The 24536-nt window shown below is 62.3% G+C and carries 18 protein-coding genes; 10 read left to right on the forward strand and 8 right to left on the reverse strand.

Going from position 1 to position 24536, the window contains the following annotated elements; translation table 11 throughout:
- Positions 1 to 60: 60 nt before the first annotated feature.
- Positions 61 to 1398, reverse strand: a complete 1338-nt coding sequence (locus tag J3P85_RS13270; protein WP_434706145.1) for a cation:proton antiporter — start codon at positions 1396 to 1398, stop codon at positions 61 to 63.
- Between the two features lie 337 nt (positions 1399 to 1735).
- On the opposite strand from J3P85_RS13270, the gene J3P85_RS13275 reads away from it, so the two are divergent.
- Genes J3P85_RS13275 through ligD form a run of 4 tightly spaced genes read left to right on the forward strand, consistent with a single transcriptional unit; the run spans position 1736 to position 7892 of the window.
- The gene (locus J3P85_RS13275; RefSeq protein WP_434706146.1) at positions 1736 to 3121 is read left to right on the forward strand and encodes an iron-containing redox enzyme family protein; all 1386 of its coding nucleotides are present in this window, start codon (positions 1736 to 1738) and stop codon (positions 3119 to 3121) included.
- Positions 3122 to 3131: 10 nt separating this feature from the next.
- Entirely contained in the window at positions 3132 to 4145 is a 1014-nt protein-coding gene (locus J3P85_RS13280) for a methyltransferase (RefSeq protein ID WP_434570166.1), read from the forward strand.
- Positions 4117 to 5280 (forward strand): carboxylate-amine ligase, encoded by a 1164-nt coding sequence (locus J3P85_RS13285; RefSeq protein WP_434706147.1) that lies wholly within the window; start codon positions 4117 to 4119, stop codon positions 5278 to 5280. Before J3P85_RS13280 ends, J3P85_RS13285 begins: the two co-directional genes overlap by 29 nt.
- The gene (ligD, locus tag J3P85_RS13290; protein ID WP_434706148.1) at positions 5277 to 7892 is read left to right on the forward strand and encodes a DNA ligase D; all 2616 of its coding nucleotides are present in this window, start codon (positions 5277 to 5279) and stop codon (positions 7890 to 7892) included. The genes J3P85_RS13285 and ligD overlap by 4 nt, the downstream gene beginning before the upstream one ends.
- 319 nt (positions 7893 to 8211) lie before the next feature.
- Here the strand turns inward: ligD and J3P85_RS13295 are convergent, their stop codons facing one another.
- Both J3P85_RS13295 and J3P85_RS13300 read right to left on the reverse strand, forming a co-directional pair.
- Positions 8212 to 12357, reverse strand: coding sequence for a CheR family methyltransferase (locus J3P85_RS13295; RefSeq protein WP_434706149.1), 4146 nt, complete (start codon positions 12355 to 12357; stop codon positions 8212 to 8214).
- 151 nt (positions 12358 to 12508) lie between these two features.
- Entirely contained in the window at positions 12509 to 13120 is a 612-nt protein-coding gene (locus J3P85_RS13300) for a Yip1 family protein (RefSeq protein WP_434706150.1), read from the reverse strand.
- Between the two features lie 167 nt (positions 13121 to 13287).
- Here J3P85_RS13300 and J3P85_RS13305 point away from each other — a divergent pair, with 167 nt between their 5' ends.
- The 3 genes from J3P85_RS13305 to J3P85_RS13315 are packed head-to-tail and all read left to right on the forward strand — an operon-like array spanning position 13288 to position 14773.
- Positions 13288 to 13788 carry a CinA family protein gene (locus J3P85_RS13305; RefSeq protein ID WP_434706151.1) on the forward strand — a complete coding sequence of 167 codons (501 nt, stop codon included), beginning with the start codon at positions 13288 to 13290 and terminating at the stop codon, positions 13786 to 13788.
- A gap of 9 nt (positions 13789 to 13797) precedes the next feature.
- On the forward strand, positions 13798 to 14316 hold the full coding sequence (locus J3P85_RS13310; RefSeq protein WP_434706152.1) for a hypothetical protein: 519 nt from the start codon (positions 13798 to 13800) through the stop codon (positions 14314 to 14316).
- A 7-nt stretch (positions 14317 to 14323) separates the two neighbouring features.
- A complete protein-coding gene (locus J3P85_RS13315) occupies positions 14324 to 14773 on the forward strand; it encodes a DUF421 domain-containing protein (protein WP_434706153.1) in 450 nt (149 codons plus the stop codon).
- A 190-nt stretch (positions 14774 to 14963) separates the two neighbouring features.
- Here the strand turns inward: J3P85_RS13315 and J3P85_RS13320 are convergent, their stop codons facing one another.
- Complete coding sequence (locus J3P85_RS13320; protein ID WP_434706154.1) at positions 14964 to 15821, reverse strand: SDR family oxidoreductase; 858 nt, start codon at positions 15819 to 15821, stop codon at positions 14964 to 14966.
- Between the two features lie 187 nt (positions 15822 to 16008).
- On the opposite strand from J3P85_RS13320, the gene J3P85_RS13325 reads away from it, so the two are divergent.
- Positions 16009 to 16413, forward strand: coding sequence for a VOC family protein (locus J3P85_RS13325; RefSeq protein WP_434706155.1), 405 nt, complete (start codon positions 16009 to 16011; stop codon positions 16411 to 16413).
- A 174-nt stretch (positions 16414 to 16587) separates the two neighbouring features.
- Here the strand turns inward: J3P85_RS13325 and J3P85_RS13330 are convergent, their stop codons facing one another.
- Positions 16588 to 17736 carry a MalY/PatB family protein gene (locus tag J3P85_RS13330; protein ID WP_434706156.1) on the reverse strand — a complete coding sequence of 383 codons (1149 nt, stop codon included), beginning with the start codon at positions 17734 to 17736 and terminating at the stop codon, positions 16588 to 16590.
- A gap of 179 nt (positions 17737 to 17915) precedes the next feature.
- Here J3P85_RS13330 and J3P85_RS13335 point away from each other — a divergent pair, with 179 nt between their 5' ends.
- On the forward strand, positions 17916 to 19427 hold the full coding sequence (locus tag J3P85_RS13335; RefSeq protein WP_434706157.1) for a methyl-accepting chemotaxis protein: 1512 nt from the start codon (positions 17916 to 17918) through the stop codon (positions 19425 to 19427).
- Between the two features lie 16 nt (positions 19428 to 19443).
- Here J3P85_RS13335 and J3P85_RS13340 read toward each other — a convergent pair whose 3' ends face one another.
- Positions 19444 to 20037: an NADPH-dependent FMN reductase gene (locus tag J3P85_RS13340; protein ID WP_434706158.1), complete on the reverse strand. Its 594-nt coding sequence runs from the start codon at positions 20035 to 20037 to the stop codon at positions 19444 to 19446.
- Complete coding sequence (locus tag J3P85_RS13345) at positions 20034 to 20888, reverse strand: sterol desaturase family protein (RefSeq protein ID WP_411384700.1); 855 nt, start codon at positions 20886 to 20888, stop codon at positions 20034 to 20036. Before J3P85_RS13345 ends, J3P85_RS13340 begins: the two co-directional genes overlap by 4 nt.
- 67 nt (positions 20889 to 20955) lie before the next feature.
- Between J3P85_RS13345 and J3P85_RS13350 the strand changes: the two genes are divergently transcribed.
- On the forward strand, positions 20956 to 21918 hold the full coding sequence (locus tag J3P85_RS13350; protein ID WP_434706159.1) for an AraC family transcriptional regulator ligand-binding domain-containing protein: 963 nt from the start codon (positions 20956 to 20958) through the stop codon (positions 21916 to 21918).
- A 374-nt stretch (positions 21919 to 22292) separates the two neighbouring features.
- On the opposite strand, the gene J3P85_RS13355 is transcribed toward J3P85_RS13350, so the two are convergent.
- The gene (locus J3P85_RS13355; RefSeq protein WP_434706160.1) at positions 22293 to 24533 is read right to left on the reverse strand and encodes a molybdopterin cofactor-binding domain-containing protein; all 2241 of its coding nucleotides are present in this window, start codon (positions 24531 to 24533) and stop codon (positions 22293 to 22295) included.
- Positions 24534 to 24536 lie beyond the last annotated feature (3 nt).

A 24536-nucleotide genomic window follows, 5' to 3' on the forward strand; every position in this document is an offset into this window, starting at 1 on the left:
CGCAGCCTAGCGGGAGCAAGCTCCCTCGCCACAACAGCGTTCATTTCCTGCCACAGTGGCTCAACCCGGATGCTTGCGGCGCTCGTACCATGCCAGGGTCGGCTGGGTCGTGACCCCATGAATCAAAATGCTCAAGGCCACCACCGACAGGGTGAGGTTGATGCACAGTTGCGCCACGTCTGGCGGCAGGTCATGGTTCAAGGCGAAAAACAGATAAAACAGGCTGCCGATCCCGCGGATGCCAAACCAGCCGATCAGCAGCCGTTGCGGTCCGTCGAGCAATCGCCGCCAGGGCACCACCAGCACACTCAACGGGCGAATCACGACAAACAACAGGGCGCCGAGCGCCAAGGCCCGCCAATCCCAATGGCTGGCCAGCACGACCCCCAGCAACGTCACCAGGAACACCTCCATCGACCGTTCCACCAGACTGCCGAACGCCAGCATGTCGCTCATCATGACCCCGGCGGCCAGTTGACCATCGTCCAGCGACTCGGTATCGCCTGCGACGGCTTGTTGGGGATCGACGGTTTCGTGGCCCACCACCGGTTGCACCAGGTGCTCCGCCGGCGGTGCCGTTTCATCGGTGGATTTGACCTCGGCCTGACGCAGCCCCAGCCCGGCGGCGAACACCGAGAGAAAACCGTAGCCCTGGATCCACTCGGCCACGACGTAAGCCAAGGCAATCAGCGCCAGGGCCAGATAGTCGTTGGGCGACAAGGTGCTGTCGGCATTCCTGATGCGCATCGACAAAGTCAACTTGCCGATGCCACGGCCCATCCAGTAGCCGACCAGCAAACCGGCCGGCACGGCCCACAGGACGTTGCGCAGCAGCCATTCACCGAGAAAACCGCTGCCGTCTTCACGCAGCATCAACAGGCCGAGGATCACGAAGGGAAACGCCGTGCCGTCGTTCAGTCCCGCTTCGCCCGACAGGCCGAACCGCACCCGGTCGTCATCCCGGGCATCGTTGACCTGCACCAACGCCGCCAGTACCGGGTCGGTGGGCGCCAGCATCGCGCCGATCAGCATCGACACGCCCCAGCTCAGACCCAACAGATAGTGCAGCGCCAGGCACAGGCCGGCGATGCACAGGATCATCACCGGCCCGGCCAGCCCATAGGCCACGCGCCAGGTCCGGTCGTTGAGGGGCAGGCGCAGCTTGAGGCCGCTGACGAACAGCGAAAACACCACCGCGACTTCCGTGAGGTGTTCCATCCACACCGACGAGTCGCTGATGTCCAGCCTCAGCACGCCCAACCCCAGCGGCCCGATGGCAACGCCCAGCACCAGGCACATCGCCGAGGTGGTGACCGGCATCCAGCGCAGATAAGAGGAAGTCAGCGCCAGGGTCAGCAACACCGCACCGAGCACCGCTACCCATACTGTGAACGTCATCGTTGCTCCTTGGATAACCGGGTGCCGACTAACCCGTGGCGAGGGAGCTTGCTCCCGCTCGAGTGCGAAGCGCTCGCGGCATTGGGGTCGCTTCGCGACCCAGCGGGAGCAAGCTCCCTCGCCACAACAGCGTTTCTGCCACATTCAACAGCGGGGTGGCTCAGCGAGGTGGTTCTCAGTATTCGAGGGCTGAAGCGAAACGAGGGTTCCCATCATCTACGCATCGCCCCGTTTATCCGCCTGGCGTTCAACTCAATGGAATTTTTCGCCGTTCCCAGCGCTCAGCAACAAAAGAGACGTTCTGATTCAGCGTCCGCCAAGAACCCAAGAGGCCCTTATGACTGCGCTGACACCCCTCCAATCCCGGCCAGCCACCGTGCACCCTGTCACCCATGGGGGACAGGTGCGCCAATGCTATGAGCGGCTGTTCCAAGGTCCTGACGACGCTGACAAGCAAGCCGTCGCCCAAGCGTTCCTCCAGCAATGCCTCGCGAAGGCTGCGGCGCTGCCCCAGGAGATGCCGGACGATCCCATGGCGCTGTCGGCCTGGGTCGGGCACCACAGCGCCGGCGTCGCCCGGCAATACGCGGATTACCTGGAGCGGCGAAAAAACGGCGGCCCCCGGGAGTTCTTCAGCAACAAGGCTCACGCCCTGTACTTCCTGCAAGCCGTTGCGCCGACCAAACGGGTGGACGGCGCCTGGCTGTATGGCGTGGTCAAGCATTGGCACGACCACCGTTTCGAAGGGTTGCTGTGCACCTACCTGGAAGAGTTGGGGGACGGTCATCCGTCACAGAACCACGTGGTGCTTTATCGCAAGCTGCTCGCCGAACACGACCTGTCCGACGCCCCGGACATCGACGATGACCTGTATCTGCAAGGCAGCGTGCAACTGGCCCTGGGTTATGCCGGCGACGAGTACCTGCCGGAGGTCATCGGCTACAACCTGGGCTACGAGCAATTGCCCCTGCATCTGCTGATCAGTGCTTACGAGCTGAGCGAGCTGGACATCGATCCGTACTATTTCACCCTCCACGTCACCATCGACAACGCCAGCACCGGCCACGCCCACAAGGCCGTGCAGTCGCTGTTGCAACTGATGCCGATGGAAGCCGACCGGGAGGCCTTCTGGCAACGAGTCACGCTGGGTTATCGGCTCAATGACCTGGGGCAGGGTAGCCGGGCCATCATCGGCGCGTTCGACCTGGATCGCGAAGTGCTGGACATGCTCGAACGCAAACGCCCGTTCGGCCAGCACATGCATTCCGACTACTGCAAGTTCGAAGGCAAGACCGTCAACCAGTGGCTTTCGGAACCGGGCCAGTTGCAAGGGTTCCTGGGGGCGATGCAGAACAAAGGCTGGATCAAGCGTCATGAAGATCCGCAAAACAGCCGTTTCTGGACGCTGATCGATGGGCCAGGCGCGGCCATGTTCGGGGTGTTCAGCCCCTACGAAAAACAACTGCTGCACGACTGGATTGCCGGTGACTGGCGGGATGAGGGCGCGAAATCCGCTGCCCGGCGTGGTTCGGGCACCGTATGTGAGCCCGTGACGCCGATGGACGATCCCGATGTGCAAAGCCTGCAACTGGCGCTGCAAGGCCGCACGCCGGACGAGCAGATGCAGGCTCTGGTGCCCTGGCTTTGCGCCCGCTGCCACAGCCATCCGGCCGGACTGTTGGCGACTCGCCGGTTCATCGAACTCAAATCCGCACTTCGCTAGGGAGCCCTGCATGACTGAGGAAGCACGCCTGTCCGAACCGGACCTTGCGCTGTTACAACTGGGCCGACGCCTGCAAGCCGACGGCTACCGTTTCATCACCCCGACGCCCTTGACCCACGAACGGGTCAACCAGCGGCCCGGCAATGAGCGTTCCAAGACTTTGCGGGACGTGTTCGGCTGGTCGCGGCCGTTTGCGCCGGGGCTGATCAGCGCCGACGAACAGCGGCAACTGCAAGACGCCCAGGTGCTGGAAGCACGCGATGGCTTGCTGTATAGCCGGGTACGCTGGTCGAGCCTGGATGGCTTGCTGTTTGCCCATTCGCAATTTCCCACCCAGGCCAATGATGCGGTGTTTTTCGGCCCTGACAGCTACCGCTTCGCCCAACTGATCCATACTCATCTGCAGCAGAACTTCACCGCCGTGCAGCGCGCCGTGGACATCGGTTGCGGCGCCGGTGTCGGTGCCATCGTGATTGCCCGCGCCCGCCGTGAAGCGCAAGTGCTGGCCGTGGACATCAACCCTCAAGCCCTGCGCCTGTGCGCGGTGAACGCCGCGCTGGCGGAGGTGGCCAACGTCGAGGTCAGCCGCAGCGACGTGCTGCAAGACGTGGTCGGCGACTTCGACCTGATCGTCGCCAACCCGCCGTACATGGCCGATCCCTCCGAGCGCGCCTATCGCCACGGTGGCGGAACATTGGGCGCCGGGCTGTCGCTGCGCATCGTCGAGCAGGCCTTGCCCCGGCTCACACCGGGCGGCTCGCTGGTGCTCTACACCGGCGTGGCGATGGTGGACGGACGCGACCCGTTCCTGGAAGCGCTGGGGCAGTGGCGTGACTCAGCGGATTTCGGCTGGACCTACAAGGAATTGGACCCGGACGTGTTCGGTGAGGAATTGCTCACGCCGGGTTATCAGGACGTGGAAAGGATCGCCGTGGTGGCGTTGGTTGTAACCCGCATCGGCGCAGGTCTCGGCGGGGCTATCGGAGGGACTATCGATGAACAGGCGCATGAAGTTCGGCGTTGAAGAGGAGTATTTCATCACTGATTTGCAAACCCGTTGCATGCCGGGTGAACCCCCCGCGCATGTGATCGCGGCGTGCCAGGCCGAGCTGGGCAAGCATTTCGCCCATGAAATGTTCCAATGCCAGGTGGAGATGGCCTCGCCCATCTTTCGTAGCCTGCCCGAAGCGGCCGATTACCTGGCCCAGGTGCGCAGCGGCCTGACCAAGCGCTTGGCCGAGCATGGCCTGGGTCTGCTCAGCGCGGGTTCGCATCCGATGGCCACCCAGGTGCTGCAGCCCACCGATGAGCTGCATTTCCAGCAACTGTTCGATGACTATCAGCGGGTGGCGCGGCGCAGCGTGCTCTCGGGCCTGCACGTCCACGTGGAAGTGCCCGCGACCCAGGACCGGGTGCGGGTGATGAATGAGATCCTGCCGTGGTTGCCAATGTTCTTGGCCCTGAGCGCGTCCTCGCCATTCTGGAACGGTGGCAACAGTGGTTTCAGCAGCTATCGACAAGTCGCTTGCGATGAATGGCCGCGCATGGGCGTGCCGGAGTATTTCGAAGATGAGTCGGCGTTTGCCGGCTACGTGGACATGCTCATGCGCACCGGTTCCATTCGCCAGGCCAGCGATTGCTGGTGGGTGATACGACCTTCGTCACGTTATCCCACGCTGGAGCTGCGCATTTGCGATGCCTGCCCTCGGGCAGAGGACGTGCTGTGCCTGGTCTCGTTGTTTCGCCTGATGGTAGCCCATGCCGTCACGCTGCGCCGGCCCGGCGCCCACTACAGCCAGATGTCCCAGTGGATCCTCAAGGAAAACCGCTGGCGGGCCAAGCGCCACGGGATTCTCGCCGAGTTTATCGTCGAGGGGCAGGAGCAACCGATGCTGATCGGTGAATGGCTCACCCTGGCGGAGCAGACCTTCGGTGAAACCGCTGCCGAGTTGGGCGTCCAGGACGTGTTCAAGCAGGCCCGCCGGATCATCCAGGAAGGCTCCAGCGCCGATCGGCAGATCGTGCTCTACGAACAAGGCCTGCTGCTGGGTGATTCGGTCGAACAGGCCTTGAGCCGCGTGGTCGATCAGTTGCTCGCGGAAACCGCCGGGATGCCCGTCGCCGATCCAGCGTTGCAGCAAGTGGCAGGTGGTCCATGAGCAGCAAGACCCTGGATGACTACAACCGCATGCGCGATTTCGCCGCCACCCCGGAGCCGGCGGCGAAACGCTCGCGAAAATCGGCAAAAAGCGCCTATGCCTTGCAGTTTTGCATTCAAAAGCACGATGCCACGCGACTGCATTATGACTTCCGGCTGGAACTGGACGGCGCGCTCAAGAGCTGGGCAGTGCCCAAGGGGCCCTCCCTGGACCCGAAGGCCAAGCGCCTGGCCGTGCATGTCGAAGATCATCCGCTGGACTACGCGACGTTCGAGGGCAGCATTCCCGAAGGCCACTATGGCGCCGGTGACGTGATCGTCTGGGACCGGGGCGTCTGGATTCCCCAAGGGGATCCCCACGAGGCCTATGAAAAAGGCCGGCTCAAGTTCGAACTGCAAGGCGAAAAACTCAGCGGCCTGTGGAACCTGGTGCGTACCCACATGCCCGGCAAGCAGGAGCAATGGTTCCTGATCAAGCATCAGGACTCGGCCGCCCGCCCCGAGAGCGAATACGATGTGGTCCAGGCCGAGCCGGACAGCGTGCTCAGCGATCGCACCATCGTGCCCAAGCGCCGAGGCAAGGCCGCGGCGGCCAACGCGGTGAAAAAACCGGAAAAAGCCCCCCAGGCGAAATCACCGAAGCGCACCTCGAAAACCACCCTCAGCGGCGCAATCCCCGGGCCGCTGCCGGAAACCCTCAAGCCGGAACTGGCGACGCTGGTGGAAAGTGCGCCTGACGGTGAATGGTTGTATGAGATCAAGTTCGATGGTTACCGGGTCATGGCACGCATCGAAAACGGCGACGTCAGGCTGCTGACCCGCAACGGCCATGATTGGACCCACAAGTTGCCAAGACAGGCCGAGGCCTTGGCCGCGCTGGGGCTGGAATCGGCCTGGCTCGATGGCGAGATGGTGGTGGCCAACGAGGAGGGCGTGCCGGACTTCCAGGCCCTGCAAAACGCCTTCGAGGCCGGCAGCAGCGGCAAGATCGCCTATTACCTGTTCGACATGCCTTATCTCAATGGCATGGACTTGCGCAAAGTGCCGGTGCAAGAACGCCGGGCCGCATTGGCCGCGGTCCTGGAGCCCAACGAAAGCCCCTTGCTGCGGTTTTCCGATGCGTTTGAGGAAACCCCCGATGCACTGCTCAACAGCGCCTGCCAGATGAGGATGGAAGGGCTGATCGGCAAGCGCGTCGGCAGTGCCTATGTGTCCAGGCGCAGCAATGACTGGATCAAGCTCAAGTGCAAGAATCGCCAGGAATTCGTGGTGGTGGGCTTCAGCGATCCGAAGGGCGCGCGAAGTGCCTTCGGCGCCTTGCTGCTAGGCCTGCACGATGCCGACAGCGGCCAGTTGCGCTACGCCGGCAAAGTCGGCACCGGGTTCAACGAAACCACCCTTAAAAGCATCTACCAGCAACTGCTGCCCTTGGAGACGAAAAAGCCCGCCGTGGTAAATCCGCCCACCGGCTACGAAGCCAAGGGCGTGCACTGGCTCGAACCGACGTTGTTGGCCGAAGTGGCCTTTGCTGAGATGACCAAGGAAGGCTCGGTGCGCCATGCGGTTTTCCATGGCTTGCGTGACGACAAGCCGGCCGAGGCCATTACCCAGGAGCTTGCCAAACCCGTGAAGAAAACCAGCGCGAAGAAGAAAACCAGCACCCAGGACGCGCCTGAAGCGACGCCGGCCAAGGGCAAGTCGAAGACAAAAGCCAAGACGCCGGCCATGGACGGCAAAGTGCGTATCACCCACCCGGACCGGGTCATCGACGCCAGCAGCGGCACCACCAAGCTGCAATTGGCCGAGTACTACGCCAGCGTGGCCGAATTCATCCTGCCGGAACTGGCGGAGCGCCCGGTGGCCCTGGTCCGGGCGCCGGAAGGTATCGCCGGCGAGCTGTTTTTCCAGAAGAACCCCGAGCGCCTGGCGATTCCCGGCATCACCAGCCTGGACAAGGACCTGACCGGACAACCGGTGATGATCATCAACAACGCCGAAGCGCTAATCGGTGCGGTGCAGATGAGTACGGTGGAGCTGCACACTTGGAATGCCACCTCCGTCGACCTGGACAAGCCCGACCGCTTCGTCCTCGACCTTGACCCGGACCCGGCGCTGCCCTGGAAAAGCATGGTCGAGGCGACGCAACTCACGCTATCGGTGCTCGATGAGCTGGGGCTCAAGGCGTTTCTCAAGACCAGCGGCGGCAAGGGCATCCATGTGGTGGTGCCGTTGACGCGCAAGCTCGGTTGGGATGAGGTGAAGGGCTTTAGCCATGCGATTGTCAGCCATATGGCCAAGTTGTTGCCGGACCGGTTTTCGGCGGTATCCGGGCCGAAGAACCGGGTAGGGCGGATCTTTATCGATTATCTGCGCAATGGGTTGGGGGCTACCACCATCTGCGCGTATGCCGCTCGGACCCGGGAAGGGCTGCCGGTGTCGGTGCCGATTTTTCGTGAGGAGGTGGCTGAGCTCAAGGGGGCCAATCTTTGGAATGTGCACAATGTCCATGAGCGTCTGGCGGAGGTTGGGCATGAGCCTTGGGCTGGGCTGAAGAAGACCCGGCAGAGTATTACGGCTGAGATGCGTCGGCGTATTGGTATGAGGAAGGTTTAAGGTATTGGGGTGTATATCCGTTACATCCATGTGGCTGAACCACCGCCATCGCGAGCAAGCTCGCTCCCACGCTGGATTTTCGGCAGCCACACAATTCATGTACCCCCCGTCCCCTGTGGGAGCGGGCTTGCTCGCGAAGAGGACGGCACATTCAACATCTTCATTGCTGAGCCACCGCTTTCGCGAGCAGGCTCGCTCCCACATTGGATCTTCGGCAGCCATAAAACTCATGCCCACCCAGTCCCCCCTGTGGGAGCGAGCTTGCTCGCGATGGGGCCGGCACATCCAACATCTTTATTGCCTGAGAGCGCAGCCCGTCTCAATAAACCTGCGACCGCAACAACTGCTCAATCGTATCAATCAGCTCATCATAGGAAACCGGCTTGCCAATGTGCTGATCAAATCCCGATTGCCGGGACTTCTGCATATCCACCGACGCTCCATATCCCGTCAACGCAATGGCCGGAATGTGTTTGACATGGGGCAACTTGCGCAATGCCTGCATCAGCTCATGCCCGTTCATCACCGGCATGCCCAAGTCAGAAATCACCACATCGAAACGGGCGTCCCGGGCGCTTTGCAAGGCCTCTTGCGGCAGGTCGAAGGCGAGGACCTGGGCGTCTTCCATCTCCAACAGCAGTTTGAGGGTATCCAGCACTTCGGGAGAGTCGTCCACCAGTAGAACGGTCAGGCCGCTCAGACGACCGGATTGCTCACTGCTGGACGTTTGCTTGGCTTGTGGTTCTTCGAGCTTGCTCAAGGGCAGGCGAATGGTAAATGTGCAGCCCTTGCCCAACCCATCGGACTTGACCTCCACGCTGCCGCCATGGGCCTCGGTCAACTGCCGCACCAAGGACAGGCCGATGCCCAGCCCTTCGCGTTGATGGGTCGCGTGCTGGGTCTCGGCCTGGCCGAACAGGTCGAATACTTCGTTCAAATGCTCGGCTTCGATGCCCACGCCGGAGTCCTTGACGTCCAGCCGCGCCATGGTGCCGTCCTTGCTGGCGATCAACTGCACGCGGCCACCGTTGGGGGTGAACTTCAGGGCATTGTTCACCAGGTTCCAGATGACCTGCTCCAGCCGGGTCGGGTCGGCGTTGACGATCAGCTCGCCGGGCCCCTCGGGCAGTTCCAGGGTCACCTTGTTCGGGTGATTGTCATTGATCACCACCGTGTAGATGTCCTGGAGCACTCGGCCCAGGTCCACGGCCTGGCGCTTGAGCTTGAGCTTGCCGGTGCGCACCCGGGCCACATCGAGCAAATCATCAATGATTCGCGCCTGGCTGGTCACCGCGTCACAGATCGTGTTGACAGCCTTGGCCGCCGCGCTGACGGTCTTGGTCACCGGCAAGCGTCGTAGCAATTCGGCGTTGAGCTGGATGAGGTTCAGCGGGTGCTTGAGCTCGTGGGACATGACCGCGAAAAACTCGTCCTTCAGATGGCTGGTGTTCTGGGTTTCCATCAGCCGTTGGGTCTGTTCTTCGTGCAGGCGCTTGTGGCCGGTCAGGTCGCGGGCGATTTTCACGTAGCCCTGCAGGTGGTCGCCTTGTAGCAAGGTGACCTCGCCACTGCAGAAAAAGCGGCTGCCGTCCTTGCGTAGGTGCCAGCGCTCGTCCTCGCTGCGCCCGTTGGTTCGGGCCAGTCTCAGTTCGTTTTCCGGCACGCCGTCGGCGCGGTCCTGGGGTGAGAAGATGAAGTCGTAATAGGCGCCCTCGGCTTCGGCCTTGGAATGGCCGAAGATCAATTCGGCGCCGGTGTTCCAGCGGGTGATCACGCCATGTTCATCCAGCAGGATGATCGCGTAGTCCCGGGTGCTTTCGGCCACCAGTCGCATGCGTTCTTCTCCCAGGCGCAGTTCTTCCTCGGCCGCCCGGCGCTTGCTGATGTCGATGAAGGTCAACACCGTGCCGTCGATGTGGTCCTCGCTGGAGCGGTACGGCAGCAGCCGGGCGATGTACCAGCGGCCGTCGTTGCTGCTGACTTCCCGTTCGATCATGTTCAAGGATTCGAAGACCTGGGTGGCGTCGGCAGCCATGTCGGCGTAGTCCAGGCGATGGGTGATGTCCAGCAGCGAACGCCCGGTGTCCACCGGCAGCATGCTGAAGATTTCCGTGGCCCTTGGCGTGAACCACTTGATCCGCACGCTGCGGTCGACGAACACCGTGGCGATGTCGGTGGAGGCGATCAGGTTGGTGAGGTAGTCGTTGATCTTGTCGGTTTCTTCGACCTTGGTCTTGAGCTCGTAATTGACCGTCAACAGTTCTTCATTGATCGACTGAAGCTCTTCCTTGCTGGTCTCCAACTCTTCGGTGGCTGAGCGCAACTCTTCGTTGATCGCCTGCATTTCCTCATTGGAAGCCTTGAGCTCCTCGCTGGAGACCTCGGCCTGCTCGATGGTGTCCTGCAGATGCAGTTTGGTGCGCTGCAGTTCCCGCTCAAGGTTGGAGAGGACCTGGTTCTCGGTCTGGTTGGTGCTGGATTCAAGCTGTTCGGCCGCGTCGACTTCCACCTCATCGAACACCACCAAGACAAAGTCACCGTCGGACTGGTCGTCGCGATAGGGCTGGGCCAGCAGATCCACCAGGAAACGTCGGCCATCCCGCTCAAGGTTGACCTGGCGCGACTTGACCGCCTGGCCACTTTGGTTGACCTGGAACAGCGTGGTGCGGATCTCCAGGCGCAACTGCGGATTGATCAGCGTCAGCAAGTTGCGTGACATTTCACCGCCGACATGGCGCAGGAAGCGACCGGCGCTTTCGGACATGTGCAGGATGTCGGCGTTGGCGTCGACGATCATGCTCGGCGGCGCAGAGTGTTCGATGGCGCGCAAGTGGATGTCGGCAAACGACACCTTGCGTGCCGGTGGGGCCAGTGGAGCTGTCGGGGAGGACGTCGCGCGCACATAACCACCGCGAGGCATGGTCGGCGTGCGGCGGCTGCTGGCGGTGCCGTACTTGCTGCGGAAGATCCGGTTGCGCTTGTCTACCGGCGTAAACAGTTCATGGCAGGCATCGGCCGACTCCGACGAGCCGAGGAACAGATAGCCCCCCGGTCGCAGGGCGAAGTGGAACATTTGCAGGATTTCGCGCTGGACCTCGCGGTCGAGGTAGATCAACAGGTTGCGGCAGACGATCAGGTCGATCTGCGAGAACGGCGGATCCGACAGCAGGTTGTGCTTGGCGAACAGCACCCGCTCGCGGATTTCCTTGCGTACGCGGTAATTGGCGCCGTCCTTGAGGAAATACTGGCGCAACCGGGTCGGCGGCACGTCGGTAACGATCGCTTCCGGATAGGCGCCGCTACGGCCAACGGTAATGGCTCTTTCGTCGATATCGGTGGCAAACACCTGCAGCTTGGCGGAGCTGGCTTCGTGCACCAGTTGATCGCTGACCAGCATCGCCAGGGTATAGGCCTCTTCGCCGGTGGAGCAGCCCGCCGACCACACGCGTATCTCCTCGGGGGGTACGCTGCCGGGCTCGACGGGTTGGAGCAGGCTGGGCAGCACGTCCCGCTCCAAGGCCTCGAATGCCTCACGGTCACGAAAGAAGTTGGTCACGCCGATCAGCAGGTCGCCGAGCAAGGCCTTGGTTTCTTCCGGGTGGTTTTGCAGGTAGGCGTAATAGGACGGCAAATCCGCCTGGGCGGTGACTTGCATTCGCCGTTCGATACGGCGCAGCACCGTGGCGCGTTTGTAATGCTTGAAATCATGACCGGTGCCGGCACGCAGTTGCATCAGGATATCCATCAGCGACTGTTCGGCCGCGGCGGCCTCGCGTTCGGAGGTCGGCGGCTGGGTGTTGATTTCCGGATCATTGGCGGTAGGCAGGCGGATTGCCTGGGCGTTGCTCCACAGCTCCAGCAGTTTCTGCGGCATTTCCGCTACTGGCAGCACCAGATCGACCATTTGGGTATCAATGGCCGCTTGGGGCATGCCATCGAATTCGGCGTCCGTGGGAGATTGCGCGATGGTCACGCCACCTTGCTCCTTGATCCTCGACAGGCCCACGGCGCCGTCGGAGCCGGTGCCCGACAGCACCAGGCAAAATGCCCGGTCCTTGTGTACATCCGCCAGGTCGCGGAAAAACAGGTCGATGGCCACGTGCCCGCCCTGGCGTGGTTCGGCCGGGGTGACATGCAGATAGCCGTCATTCATGCGCAAGCTTTGGGCGGGGGAAATCACATAGACATGATTCTTGCGGATCGGCACGGCTTCGGTGACTTGCAGCACCGGCATCTTGGTCGTTTCCTGGATGATCTTGCCGGCCAGGCTCTGATGATCGGGCGCCAGGTGCAGGACGATGACGAACGCCATGCCGTTGTCCTTGGGCATGTGCTCGAAAAACTGTTTGATGGCCTGCAAGCCGCCCGCCGAAGCGCCGATTCCCACCACCGGGAAGTTCAGGTCACTGGGGCTCAGCTCTCGTCGCTGTGGCACGTTGGGAGAGCGTTTGCTTGATGGAGACATAAATTCTTGGCCTTAAAGGGCGGGGCAGTCCAGTCCCGCCACATCGAATTCAGGGAGCAAAAACTCGCAGGATAGTCCGGTTGCACGAAGATTGCGAAGACCGGGCACTGCAAAACCGCCGTCACCGGCATTGTGCGCCCCGAAAACGCCCTCAGCCCACCGGCACACGCAGATATTCCGGCTGCAGGTAGTTGAACCAGAGCAGGATCATTTCCACCAGGATCGTCACCAGGACCAGCAAACCGACGCCCCAGACACTTGCCGAATACAGCAGGCCCTGTTCTTTCTTGAGCCCCATGAACTTGGGCAATCCGACGAACAGCAGGAAGGTCGAGTAGGCCGACGCCAGCAACAACACCGTCACGGCCAGCCAGCGGCTCGGATACAACCCGAAAATCCCGGCCAAAAAGTAGGGCGTGGCTGTGTAGGCGGCGAAACCGATGCATTGGTTGACCGTCGGACGCACCTCGAAGGTGCGGGACATCCAGCGGATGAACAGCCCCATCAGCATGACGCCGACCACGATGGTCAGGTACAGCAGCGCACACAGCTGGAACGCGCTGGCACTGCTGAGGCGTACCGTTTCGTTTTCGGCCAGGCTCCAACCGGTCCAGGTGGTGCCGATGAACAGGCACACTGCTGGGATCAGCGCGAGCAACAGCAAGTGAGCCAGGTAGTGGCGTGGATGCGCCTGTTCCTGTTCGCGGATGTCGGCCCAGGCGAACTCAGGATGCGTGAACAGTTTGACGAAAGGTGCAGACATGACGACCTCCTGATCAGGACGGCCTCTGCATGAGGCCCATGTAGGTTTGAGGTACGGCTACAGACAGGGGTTTCATTTATTTCCAGGATCTGGCTGACGGTGCGATAAAGGGAATGAATCAAAACGGCAGGGGTCAACCCATCAGCATCCCTGAAGGACCGTATGCCATGACTGTTGCCCAAACCCTGGTTGATTATCTGCGCGAACATGACCTGCGCCTGACCACGGCCGAATCCTGCACCGCCGGGCAGATTGTCACGCTGCTGGCCGAGGTGCCCGGCAGTGGTTCACTGATCGAAAGCGGCTATGTGGTGTATTCCCCTGAAGCCAAGCAGCGCTTGCTTGGCGTGAGTCCACGCACCATCGAGACGTTCAATCTCACCAGTCGTGAAGTCGCCGAGGAGATGGCTCTTGGTGCCTTGCGCGATGCCAATGCCAACGTAGCAGTGGCGACCACCGGCCTGCTCGGGCCAGAGGATAAGGACGGTATTCCCGCCGGCACCGTCTGTTTTGCCTGGGCGTTCGAGGTGAGCGGCCAGCGCGCCTTGTTCAGTCGCCGCGAGCGGTTCTTCGGCAACCGCAGCCAGGTGCAATTGTGGGCTGCCGAATACGTGTTGCAGCAATTGCCCACTTTTCACCAACGCGCCGTGACGGGTGAGCGTCGATAGGGGCCGACCATGACCGATCAAGACGAGCAGGACGATCACCGCAGCCGCCAATTCCCGGTGCGCGAAGACATGGTCTTCCAGCACAAGGTCTGGCGTTTTGAGCGCGTGGGCTGGTATCTGCTGGTGCTGCTGGTGATCCTGACCTTGCTGGGCCTGTTTTCCCGGGGCCCGTTGAGCGACCGGGAGTTGTACAGCAGCGACGGTAGCCTGGGCGTTGAATACCAGGCGTTCCACCGCAACGGCTCCGCGAATGCCATGACCATCCGGCTCAAGGGCCAACCCAACGCCGTGCTGGAAGTGGAGTTGGGCGGCGATTGGCTGGAAGGTTTCGAGGTGCAAGCGCTGCAACCGCCACCGATGCGTTCGGCGGGCGCGGGGCAGGGCATGACGCTCTGGGTCCAAGCGGATAAGCAAGGGCAGGCCAGCCTGTATCTGTCATTGCTAGGCGAAGGGTTCGGCACCTATCACAGCCGCATCGCCACCCCGGGCGGCGCCACGGTCAGTTTCAAACAGTTCATTTTTCCTTAGGTGACCTATGGATTCGGTACTGCGAGCCGCCGCGTTGTACGCGGCATTGATGGTGTTGTTCAAGATCGCCGGGCGGCGTTCCCTGGCCGAGATCACCACGTTCGACTTCGTGTTGTTGATGATCATCGGCGAGGCCACTCAACAGGCGCTGTTGGGCGATGACTTCTCGATGACCAACGCGCTGATGGTGATCGTGACGCTGATTGCCATCGATGTCGGTTTTTCATTGCTCAAGTTGCGCTCGCAGTGGGTTTCACGGCTGATCGATGGCGGCCCGACCATCATCGTCGAGGACGGGCGCATCCTCCGTGGTCGGATGCGCCATGCCCGCTTGATCGAGGCGGACATCATGGAAGCAGCGCGCTCCAGCCAAGGCATCGAGACCCTGGAGCAAATCAAGTTTGCGATTATCGAGCGTAACGGGAAGATTTCGGTGATTGCCAAGGAGTCGTCCTGAGCACCGTCACTAGACACTTTTTGTGGCAAGGGGGCTGTTGTGGCGAGGGAGCTTGCTCCCGCTGGGTCGCGAAGCGGCCCCCAACGACCAGACAACTCGGTGTTGGCAAGAATTGAGGGGCTGCTTCGCAGCCCAGCGGGAGCAAGCTCCCTCGCCACAGGTAAAACACAGGTAAAACACTGCGCTTTGCTTAAAGCATCGGCTTGCCACCGGTAATCCCATACCGGGCCCCGGTGATGTAGCTGGCTTCGTCCGAGGCCAGCAGCACATAGATCGGCGCCACCTCAACCGGCTGGCCAGGACGGCCAAGGGGTGTCTGCGAGCCGAAATTCTGCACTTCTTCCTCGGGCATGGTCGCCACGATCAGCGGCGTCCAGATCGGTCCCGGCGCCACGCTGTTCACCCGGATGCCCTTGGGCCCGAGCATTTGCGCCAGGCCGCCGGTGAAGTTGGCGATGGCGCCCTTGGTGGTGGCATAGGCCAGCAGTGTCGGCTTGGGCATGTCGGAGTTGACCGAGGTGGTGTTGATGATCGAGCCACCGGACTTCATGTGCGGCACGGCGGCCTGGCAGATCCTGAACATCGCCGTGATATTGATATCGAAGGTGCGCACCCATTCCTCGTCGGGAATTTCCTCGAGGGTTTCGTGAGTCATCTGGAACGCGGCGTTGTTGACCAGGATGTCGATACGCCCGAAGCGGGCGACGGTTTCATCGACGATCTTGCGGCACAGGCCTTTGTCCGCCAGGTCACCGGGCAGCAACAGGCACTGGCGGCCGGCTTGTTCGACCCAGCGCGCGGTTTCCTTGGCGTCTTCGTGCTCGTCCAGGTAGGCAATCGCCACGTCCGCACCTTCACGGGCGAAGGCAATGGCGACGGCGCGGCCAATGCCGCTGTCGGCGCCGGTGATCAGGGCAATCTTGTTCGCCAGGCGTCCGGAACCGGTGTAGCTCTGTTCACCGCAGTCCGGGTACGGATCCATTTTGCGCTGGGTGCCGGGCACCGGCTGGCTTTGTTTCGGGAAGGGCGGGAAAGGGTAGTCGGCCATTGTCGTTCTCCAGTTGGGTTGCGATGGAGGGTGGACTTTGGGGTGTCGGGCGGAGTTCGGTCGGATTGTCTGGTCAGTCGATGAGCGTGACGAGGGCTGTTTCGTCGGTGAATAGGCGGCATCGGGCGAACATTGGCGGTTGCGGTATTCTCCAATCCACGTACGGATTTGAAAGAGGAGCAGGGCCATGTTCAGCCACATCCAGATCGGCGCCCGCGACCTGCCGAAAATGGTCGCTTTTTATGACGCAGTCCTCGGCTGCCTGGGACTGGAGCGCATGGAGAGCGAAAACGACTCGGGCCCGCCGGGGGAAGGCTGGCGTCAGCCGGGCAAGCACTGGCCCCAGGTGTTTGTCCAACTGCCGTTCAACGGCTTGCCCGCGACCTGGGGCAATGGCATGCAAGTGAGCTTCGCCGCCGCCTCCCCGCAAATCGTCCGCGCCGCCTGGGAGCAGGCGATGGCCATGGGCGGTACCGACGAAGGCCCACCCGGCCCGCGGCCACAATATTGCGAAGGTTATTTTGGCGCGTATTGCCGCGATCCGGAGGGGAACAAGCTGTGTTTTGTTTATGCGCCGGATATGGAGGAATAAAGCGCCGATCCAACGCGGCGCAGAAGCCTCTGTGGCGAGGGAGCTTGCTCCCGCTGGGCTGCGCAGCAGCCCCCTCAGTTCTCACCAACACCGAGTTGTGTGGTCGTTGGGGGCCGCCTCGCGACCCAGCGGGAGCAAGCTCCCTCGCCACAGGGATCTGCGTCGCCGGTTGGATCAACCCCTGGCTTTCAGGCTGCGCTCCATCCGCGCGATCCCTTCCTCCAGCAGCGCCCGCGGGCAGCCGAAGTTCAGGCGCACGAACTGCCCGGCATCGTCACCAAAATCCAGCCCGGCACTGAGCCCGACCTTGGCTGCCTTCAAGAAAAATCCTTGCGGGTCATCCAGCTCCAAGCCTGAACAATCCAGCCACGCCAGGTAAGTGCCCTGGGGCACGGTCATGGTGATGCCCGGCAGACGAGTGTTCACCGCCTCGACCAGGTAATCACGGTTGGCTTGCAGGTAGGCTTTCAGGGCTTCCAGCCACGGACCGGCTTCGCTGTAGGCCGCGCGGGTCGCTTCCAGGCCCAGGGCATTGACGCTGTCGACCATGCCGGCCCGGGCGCTGTTGACCCGTTCGCGCAGCTTGGCGTTCTGGATGATCGCGAACGAGGTTTTCAGCCCCGCGATGTTGTAGGCCTTGCTGGCGGACATCAGGGTGATGGTGCGCTCGGCAATCTCGGGGCTGAGGGACGCAGTCGGTATGTGCACGCGACCGTCGAAGCACAGTTCGGCATGGATCTCGTCGGAGATGATCCAGGCGTCCTGCGCCAGGCAAATGTCGGCTACGGCCTGGAGTTCTTCACGCTCGAACACTTTGCCCAGCGGGTTGTGGGGATTGCTCAGCAACAAGGCGCCGCCGCCCTGCAACGCTTCGCGCAACGCCGCCAACGGCGTATGGAACTCACCGTTGACCGGGGTGAACGGCAATTCCACTTTGTTCAATTGCCAGTGACCAGGGGCGTGGCGCAGCGGCGGGTAGTTGGGCACCTGCACCACGACGTTCTGCCGGGGTTCCACCAAGGCATGCAACGCCATGTTGAAACCTGGCTCGACGCCGGGCAGGAACACGATCTGCTGAGGCTCGACGCGCCAGGCGTACTTGCTCCACAGGTCAGCCGTGATGGCTGCACGCAGATCGTCCTGGGCGACGCTGTAGCCGAGCATCGGATGTTCGAGGCGCTTGTGCAGTGCGTCAATGACCATCGGCGGGGCGGCGAAATCCATGTCGGCCACCCACATCGGCAACACATCCGCCGGGTAGCGGCTCCATTTGGTACTGCCGGTGCCGTGGCGCTCCAATACGGTGTCGAAATCGAAAGTCATGGGGGTTCCATCAGTCAGTCATGAGATGGCGGACATCATAAAGCAAAGGCCGCTGAGAAAAGCTTGGTGGCGCAGTGCCATTAATTGATGATAATCAGTTAAAGTTCCCTCTCGAAACGCCGCTAAGCCGTTTACGGCATTTGGTAACGGACCTCCAAGTCTTTGAAAAGGACGACCTCATGACATCGCCCGTGCGCTTTAACGACCACCACCGTAAAGCCGACCGCATCATGCTGGGGCTGCTTTGGCTCACGTTGCTGTATTCCCTGGGCCTGGCCTTCCTGCACTCGACGTTCACCCAGGCGTTGCTGGTGGGGGCGACCACCTGCGTGGCGAGCACCGGGCTTTATCGCGTCCTGGCTGGTACGCGGGCCATGCGCTGTGTCATTGCGGTGGCGTTGATGGTCATGGCGGCACTGCACATCAACCAGACCCACGGCGTGACCGAGTTCCACTTCGGGATCTTCGTGCTGCTGGCCGTGCTGACGTTCTACCGTGACTGGCTGCCGATTGTCGTGGCTGCCGCCACCATCGCGGTTCATCACCTCAGCTTCCACTGGCTTCAACACCAGGGTTATCCGGTGTTCGTCATGGAGACTCACGGCGGCTGGTCGATGATCTTCCTCCACGCGTTCTACGTGGTGGTGGAAAGCGTGATCCTGATTTACCTGGCGAACCAGAGCCTGGCCGACGCCACGGAAAACCAGGAAGTGCTCGACAAGGTATTGGCAGCGGCCGCTCAGTTGAGCCATGACACCGACACGCAGCGCGGTGAGGGCGTCAAGGTCTCTTCGAGCGAGCGTTTCGATCATTTCCTCCAACAGGTCACCCAGCTGGTGGACGGCGTGGTGCGCGACACCCGCAACCTCTCGGACCTGGGCCAGGACTTGTCCCAGGTTGGCCAGACCCTGGAAACCGGCGCCCGCCACCAACTCGACGAAGTGGCGCAGATGAGCGGTGCGATTGGCCATCTGGTCCAAGCCATGGAGAACATCGCCGGCCACGTCGACCAGACCTTGCAGCGTGCCGGCCAGGCCAATGAGCAGGTCAACCGCGGACGCAGCACGGTTGACCAGACCCGGGAAGAGATCGTCGAGCTGGCAGGGCGCATCAACCTGACCAACGACACCGTGCAGGTGCTGGCCGAGCAGGCCCAGCAAATCGGCCAGGTGCTGGATGTGATCAACGGCATCGCCGAGCAGACCAACCTGCTGGCCCTCAACGCTGCCATCGAAGCTGCCCGTGCCGGTGATCAGGGCCGCGGGTTCGCGGTCGTGGCCGACGAGGTCCGCACCCTGTCACAAAAGACCTCGACGTCCACCACCGAGATTCAGCAGATCATCGCCAAGCTGCAACAAGGCAGCCGCCAGGCCGCCGTCGCGATGCAAGACAGCCGCGACGGGGTACAACGCTGCGTGGCCGCCAGCCAAATGGCTTCGCAATTGTTGCATGCCGTGGTCGAAGACATCGCCGTGATCAACCATTTCAACGACCTGATTGCCAGCACCACCCAGGAGCAATCCCAGGCGTCGATCGGCATCAGCCAGCGCCTGCAAAGCGTGCAGGCCGTGGCCGAACGCAACGCTGACAACATCGGCGTCCTGACCCGCAGCAGCCAATGCTTGCCACCGTTGGCGGAGCGATTGGCGGTGCTGGGGCAGGCGTTTCATGGGAAATCCGGGGCGGCCTGAGCGCAGGACTTACCGCCTACATACCGGTAGAAAAAGCCGGAGGCTGTTCAAGGGCCCGCCTTATCTCGCCACATGCAACGTCGTACTGGCTGAGCAGGCGCAACGCCCAATCAGCACGTTCGCGAATGCGCTTGTCGTCTTCGTTGGCCGGCGCCTGGTCATTGAGCATCGATTCCACGTTTCGAATGATCAGGTGTTCAGGCAAGTACAGGAGCCGGCAATTCTTGTAACTCGACGCACGCAACTCGGCGATCGGGTACGCGCCGCCCAGGCCCGCCGAGACACCCACCAACAGCGCGGGTTTGTGCCCGAGCTCGCTGATCCCCGCGTACAGGAAGAAGTTCTTCAGCGCCGGGCAGGCCATGCCGTTCCATTCCGGACTGATCACGATCAGCGCCGTCGCTTTGGCAAGGATCGCTTGTTGAGCGGGCCACAGCTGGTCGCGGTCTTGTTCCGGCCAAAGCGGTAGTCGGCTGGTGGCCAAGTCAATCAAGTCGCTGGCCTCCCACAGGTTCAGATCTGCCAGTCGCTGTCGCAGATGATTTGCCACTTTGAGCGACTGGCTGCCCGCCCGATTGGAGCCCGACAGCACGACGATACGGCGGCTCACGGCGTCACCTCCGGTTGGACGCGGGTCTTGGGCGCGGTACGGCGAGCGCGTACGACGGGCCAGAATAATTCTTCTTGCCAACTGATCGGCGACAGATGCTCGATGCCGTAGGCGGGTGGACGTCGGCGCGTGATCTTTGCGGTCCCAAACAAGACGTCCCATAGAAACAGCAGGTTGCCGAAGTTGCCTTTGTAATGGGTGACACCGTCCTCGGCCGTCAAGCCATGGTGGGCCGAGTGGGTGGCCGGGGTCGAGATCGTCCGCTCCAGGATCCAGACCAGGGGCCGCAACACGCGAACGCCATAAAGCTTGTCATCCCAGGCCACGCTGCTGTGCGCGGCGAAAATGACGGTCATCTTGATGATCAAATAGACGTAGTAGACCGGCGCAAGGCCCAGGTAGATCAGCATGCCGGACAGCCAGATACCGGGCATGAGCAGGTAGTAGAAGCTGTTGTTGCGGTAAACGATCCGGACACTCATGTAGGGCGCGGAATGATGGGCACGATGCAGCGCGTAGAGGGCGGGCACCCGGTGAGTCAGGCGATGCCACCAGTATTGCGTCATGTCGTCCAGCAGCAGGAACAACACGAAACCCGCGGCCCAAGGGATTGCCACCAGCGCATCCTTCATCTGCGGGGCAGCCAGGCCGAGCAGCTTGCCGCTCAGCCACATGACGGCAGGGAAGGTGATTGCCACCAGGATCCCGGAGCCGATGACTTCAATCAGTACGTCACGCCTGCCGGCCGATGACTGGCGCAGGGCCGAGCAAGCAAGTTCCAGCAAAATGAAGGCGAGGAATATCCCGGCCACGACAGCGGAAGGATTATTGGCGAGCATTGTTGTATTCATGGCACTCTCGATTAAGGCCCCAGCGGGCAATGCCATTTCATTAGAAGCCAGCGAGTCAGCCCTCCCAATGCGCGAAACGGACAGAATCGAGCGAGAAGCGGTCAATCGCGCGCCCCAACGCTTTCACCGGGGCAAATTGGGCCAGGTGCTGGAGCGGTTCCTGGACAGTCATGCGGGCGGGAGGCACAAGGACTACAACCTGATCGAACTGGATCAGCTCTGGCGCGAGGCTGCGCGGGTCGATTCGGCGATCGGCTTGAACTTGTTCGGGTTATTCACGCCGCAGGACTGGCACGTCCTGGCCTACCTTTGCCTGTACAGTCCTGACGTCCTGTCGGCCATGCAGCTCTGGGCGCGGTACGCACCGCTGGCCGCCGACACCGACACGGTGCGCTTGGTCAATGATGAGAACGGCCTGGGGGTCGAGTTGAATGTCGACGCGCCGGGTGATCTGGCGCGGTATGTGGTCGAGCACTACGGCGTGATGGCCATTACGCAACTACGACAAGGAACGGGGAGGGACGTACAACCGGTTCTCGCCCAATTCGCCCATTCGCGACCCTCGTACTACCTCCAGTACAGCCACTGGTTCGGCGACCGTGTCGAGTTCGATTGCCCGGTCAACCGTTTCTACTTCGATGCCCCCAGCACACGTCTGCCAATGCAAACGCGTCATCACGGACTGCTGGAGCTGCTGACCCAGGAGCTCGACCGTCGGTTGGCCGCCCATGGTCATTTCAGCGGTTGGTCGGCCCGGCTCGCCGATGGCGTTCGACAATCGCTGGCCAAAGGCGAGACACCGACGCTGGTGGATCTGGCGCACGCGCTGCATCAGACGCCCAGGACGCTGCGCCGGCGCCTTGAAGAACAAGGCACGACCTTCAGGCAATTGCTCGACCAGGTGCGCGCCGAACTGGAGCAACTCCTGGAAATGCAAGGCGAACCTATAGCGCAGATCGCCGCCCAACTGGGCTACAGCGATACGACCGCCTACCTGCATGCACGAAACCGGTGGCGTGCGGTGAAGTAAGCCACTCCGTGCATTGCAGGCGTGGGCACATTGTGGCAACGGAGCTTGATCCCGCTGGGCCTGGAGCTGTCGAGCGGAGCGAGGCTGCGATCTTTTTCCAGACACTTGAACCTCAAGCGAAAGATCAAAAGATCGTCCGAACGCGGCCCGAGCCTTCGCCAGCTCCTACAGAGCCCAGCGGGAGCAAGCTCCCTCGCCACGTTGTGTGTTTGGCTGGGGAAATGCGGGGTATTCAAGCGCCATCAGGTGCAACCACCCACCTATGGCAAACCCCGCTTTTGTGGCGAGGGAGCTTGCTCCCGCTGGGGTGCGAAGCGCCCCCAAAACCAGTGGAGCGGTCAACCTGGCGCACCACGTTGACCGCTCCACGCCCATCACGCCAATCTGAAAGGCAACTCTCGCAACGGTTTACCGGTCAGGCTCGCCACGGCGTTGGCAAAAGCGGGGGCCAACGCTGGCAGGCCGGGTTCGCCCATTCCCGTAGGTGGCTCGGCGCTGGGCACGATGTGGACGGCGAATTCCGGCATGTCGGTAATGCGCGGCACGCTGAAGTCGGCAAAATTGCTCTGTTGCACCACGCCGTCCTTCAGGGTGACGGCGCCACCGGGCAGGCACATCGACAGGCCCATCAGCGCCGCGCCTTGGACCTGGGCCTCGACGCTGCGTGGGTTGACGACCAGGTTGCAGTGCACGCCGGCGGTCACGTTGTGCAGCACCGGACGGCCATCCTGTACGGAGGCTTCGACCACGTAAGCCACCACCGAACTGAACGACTCGTGGACCGCCACGCCCCAGGCACGGCCCGCCGGTAGCTGGCGCTTGCCGTACTCGCTTTTGTCCACGGCCAACTGCAGCGCTTCGCGATGGCGTGGGCTCTGGTCGCCAAACAACTTCATCCGGTACGCCACCGGATCCTGTTTGGTGGTGCGGGCGATCTCGTCGATCAACGTCTCCATCACAAATGCCGTATGGGTGGAGCCCACGCTGCGCCACCACAATACGGGCACGTTGAGCTTGGGATGATGAACCGTCAGGCGCATGGGCAGCGGATAGGGGGCGCGCATGCCCTCGGTGGCGGTCGGGTCGATTCCATTTTTTACCTGCCCGCCAAATACGGTACCGGTGATGATCGATTGGCCCACCAAGGCGTGATCCCAGGCGAGGACCTTGCCGCTGTCGTCAAAACCGATGCGCGCACGGTGCAGATGCATGGGGCGGTAGTAGCCGCCCTTGATGTCGTCTTCCCGGCTCCAAAGGGTGCGGATAGGGGCATTGACTCCCGCGGTGCGGGCGGCCTTGGCGACTTCGCAGGCCATTACCACGAAATCGTTGGTGGGCACGCCGCGCCGGCCAAAGCCACCGCCAGCGGTCTGTACGTTGACCTGGATCTGCTCGGGCTTGAGGTTCAGTACCTTGGCTGCCGCGGCACCGTCGCCGCCGGGAAACTGCGTGCCGACCCACAGCTGAGCGCTGTCCTGGGCGAGTTGCACCGTGCAGTTCAGGGGCTCCATCGGGGCGTGGGCGAGGTAGGGAAACACGAACTCGGCGTCCAGTTGATGCGGCGCGCTGGCCAGCGGCGTCATATCGGCATCGAAGTGCAACGGGCCGGGCTGGCCGGCCAGCTCGAGGTATTGAGCCAGTTGTTTTTCGCTGTCGACTTTTTCCACGGTAGAAGTGTTCCATTCCACCTTCAGTGCATCCCGGGCCAACTTCGCCTGCCAGTAACCGTCGGCGACCACGGCGACACCTTCGGCGCCGCCGTCCAGCGGCACGCGCAACACCGCTTTGACGCCTTTCGTGGCCCGCGCGGCGCTGTCATCCAGGGACGCAATCCTGGCGCCGAACACCGGTGGTCGAGCGACGACCGCCGTGAGCTGCCCCGGCAGGTGCATGTCGATGCCGAAATCCTGCTGGCCGCTGCTCTTGGCCTTGGCATCGATGCGGGTGGTGGCCTGGCCGATGATGCGGAAATCCTTGGGATCCTTGAGCGTGATCTGCTCAGGCACGGGCATCGCCATGGCGGCTTCGGCCAGTTCGCCGTAGCTCGCCTTGCGGCCCTCGGGCCCGAGTACCATGCCGGCCTGTGTACGCAGGCTCGCCACGTCCACATTCCAGCGGGCGGCAGCCGCACTCAACAGCATGGCGCGCGCACGGGCGCCGAGTTCACGGTACTGGGTGTAGCTGTTCTTGATCGTGTTGGAGCCACCGGTGAGGTGAATGCCGAAGGCCGGGTCCATGTAGGCGGCGTCGTTGCTACCGTTGCGACTGCGCACCAGGCTCCAGTCGGCATCCAGTTCCTCGGCGAGAATCATCGGCAGGCCGGTCTGTACGCCCTGGCCGAACTCCAAGCGGTTGATGGTCACCGTGACTTCGCCATTGGACGCGATCTGGACGAATGCGGAGGGTTGCTGGGTCGGCTTGAGCGACGTTGCGGCGGCGCCATTGGCCTCCTGAGCCAAGGCCAGGTGCGGGAACGCGCCCAAGGCCAGCCCGCCGATGCCGACGATCTTGAGAAAACTGCGCCGGGGCAGGGCTGCTGGGCCGTCAGCCTCGTCGCATTCAAGCATCTGTTGCAAGGCGCGGGGGAGCTCGTTCGGGAATATCTCGTTCAACATGGT

Origin of the sequence: Pseudomonas sp. Z1-12, from assembly GCF_051132015.1 — a bacterium.
Lineage (GTDB): Bacteria > Pseudomonadota > Gammaproteobacteria > Pseudomonadales > Pseudomonadaceae > Aquipseudomonas > Aquipseudomonas zanjanensis.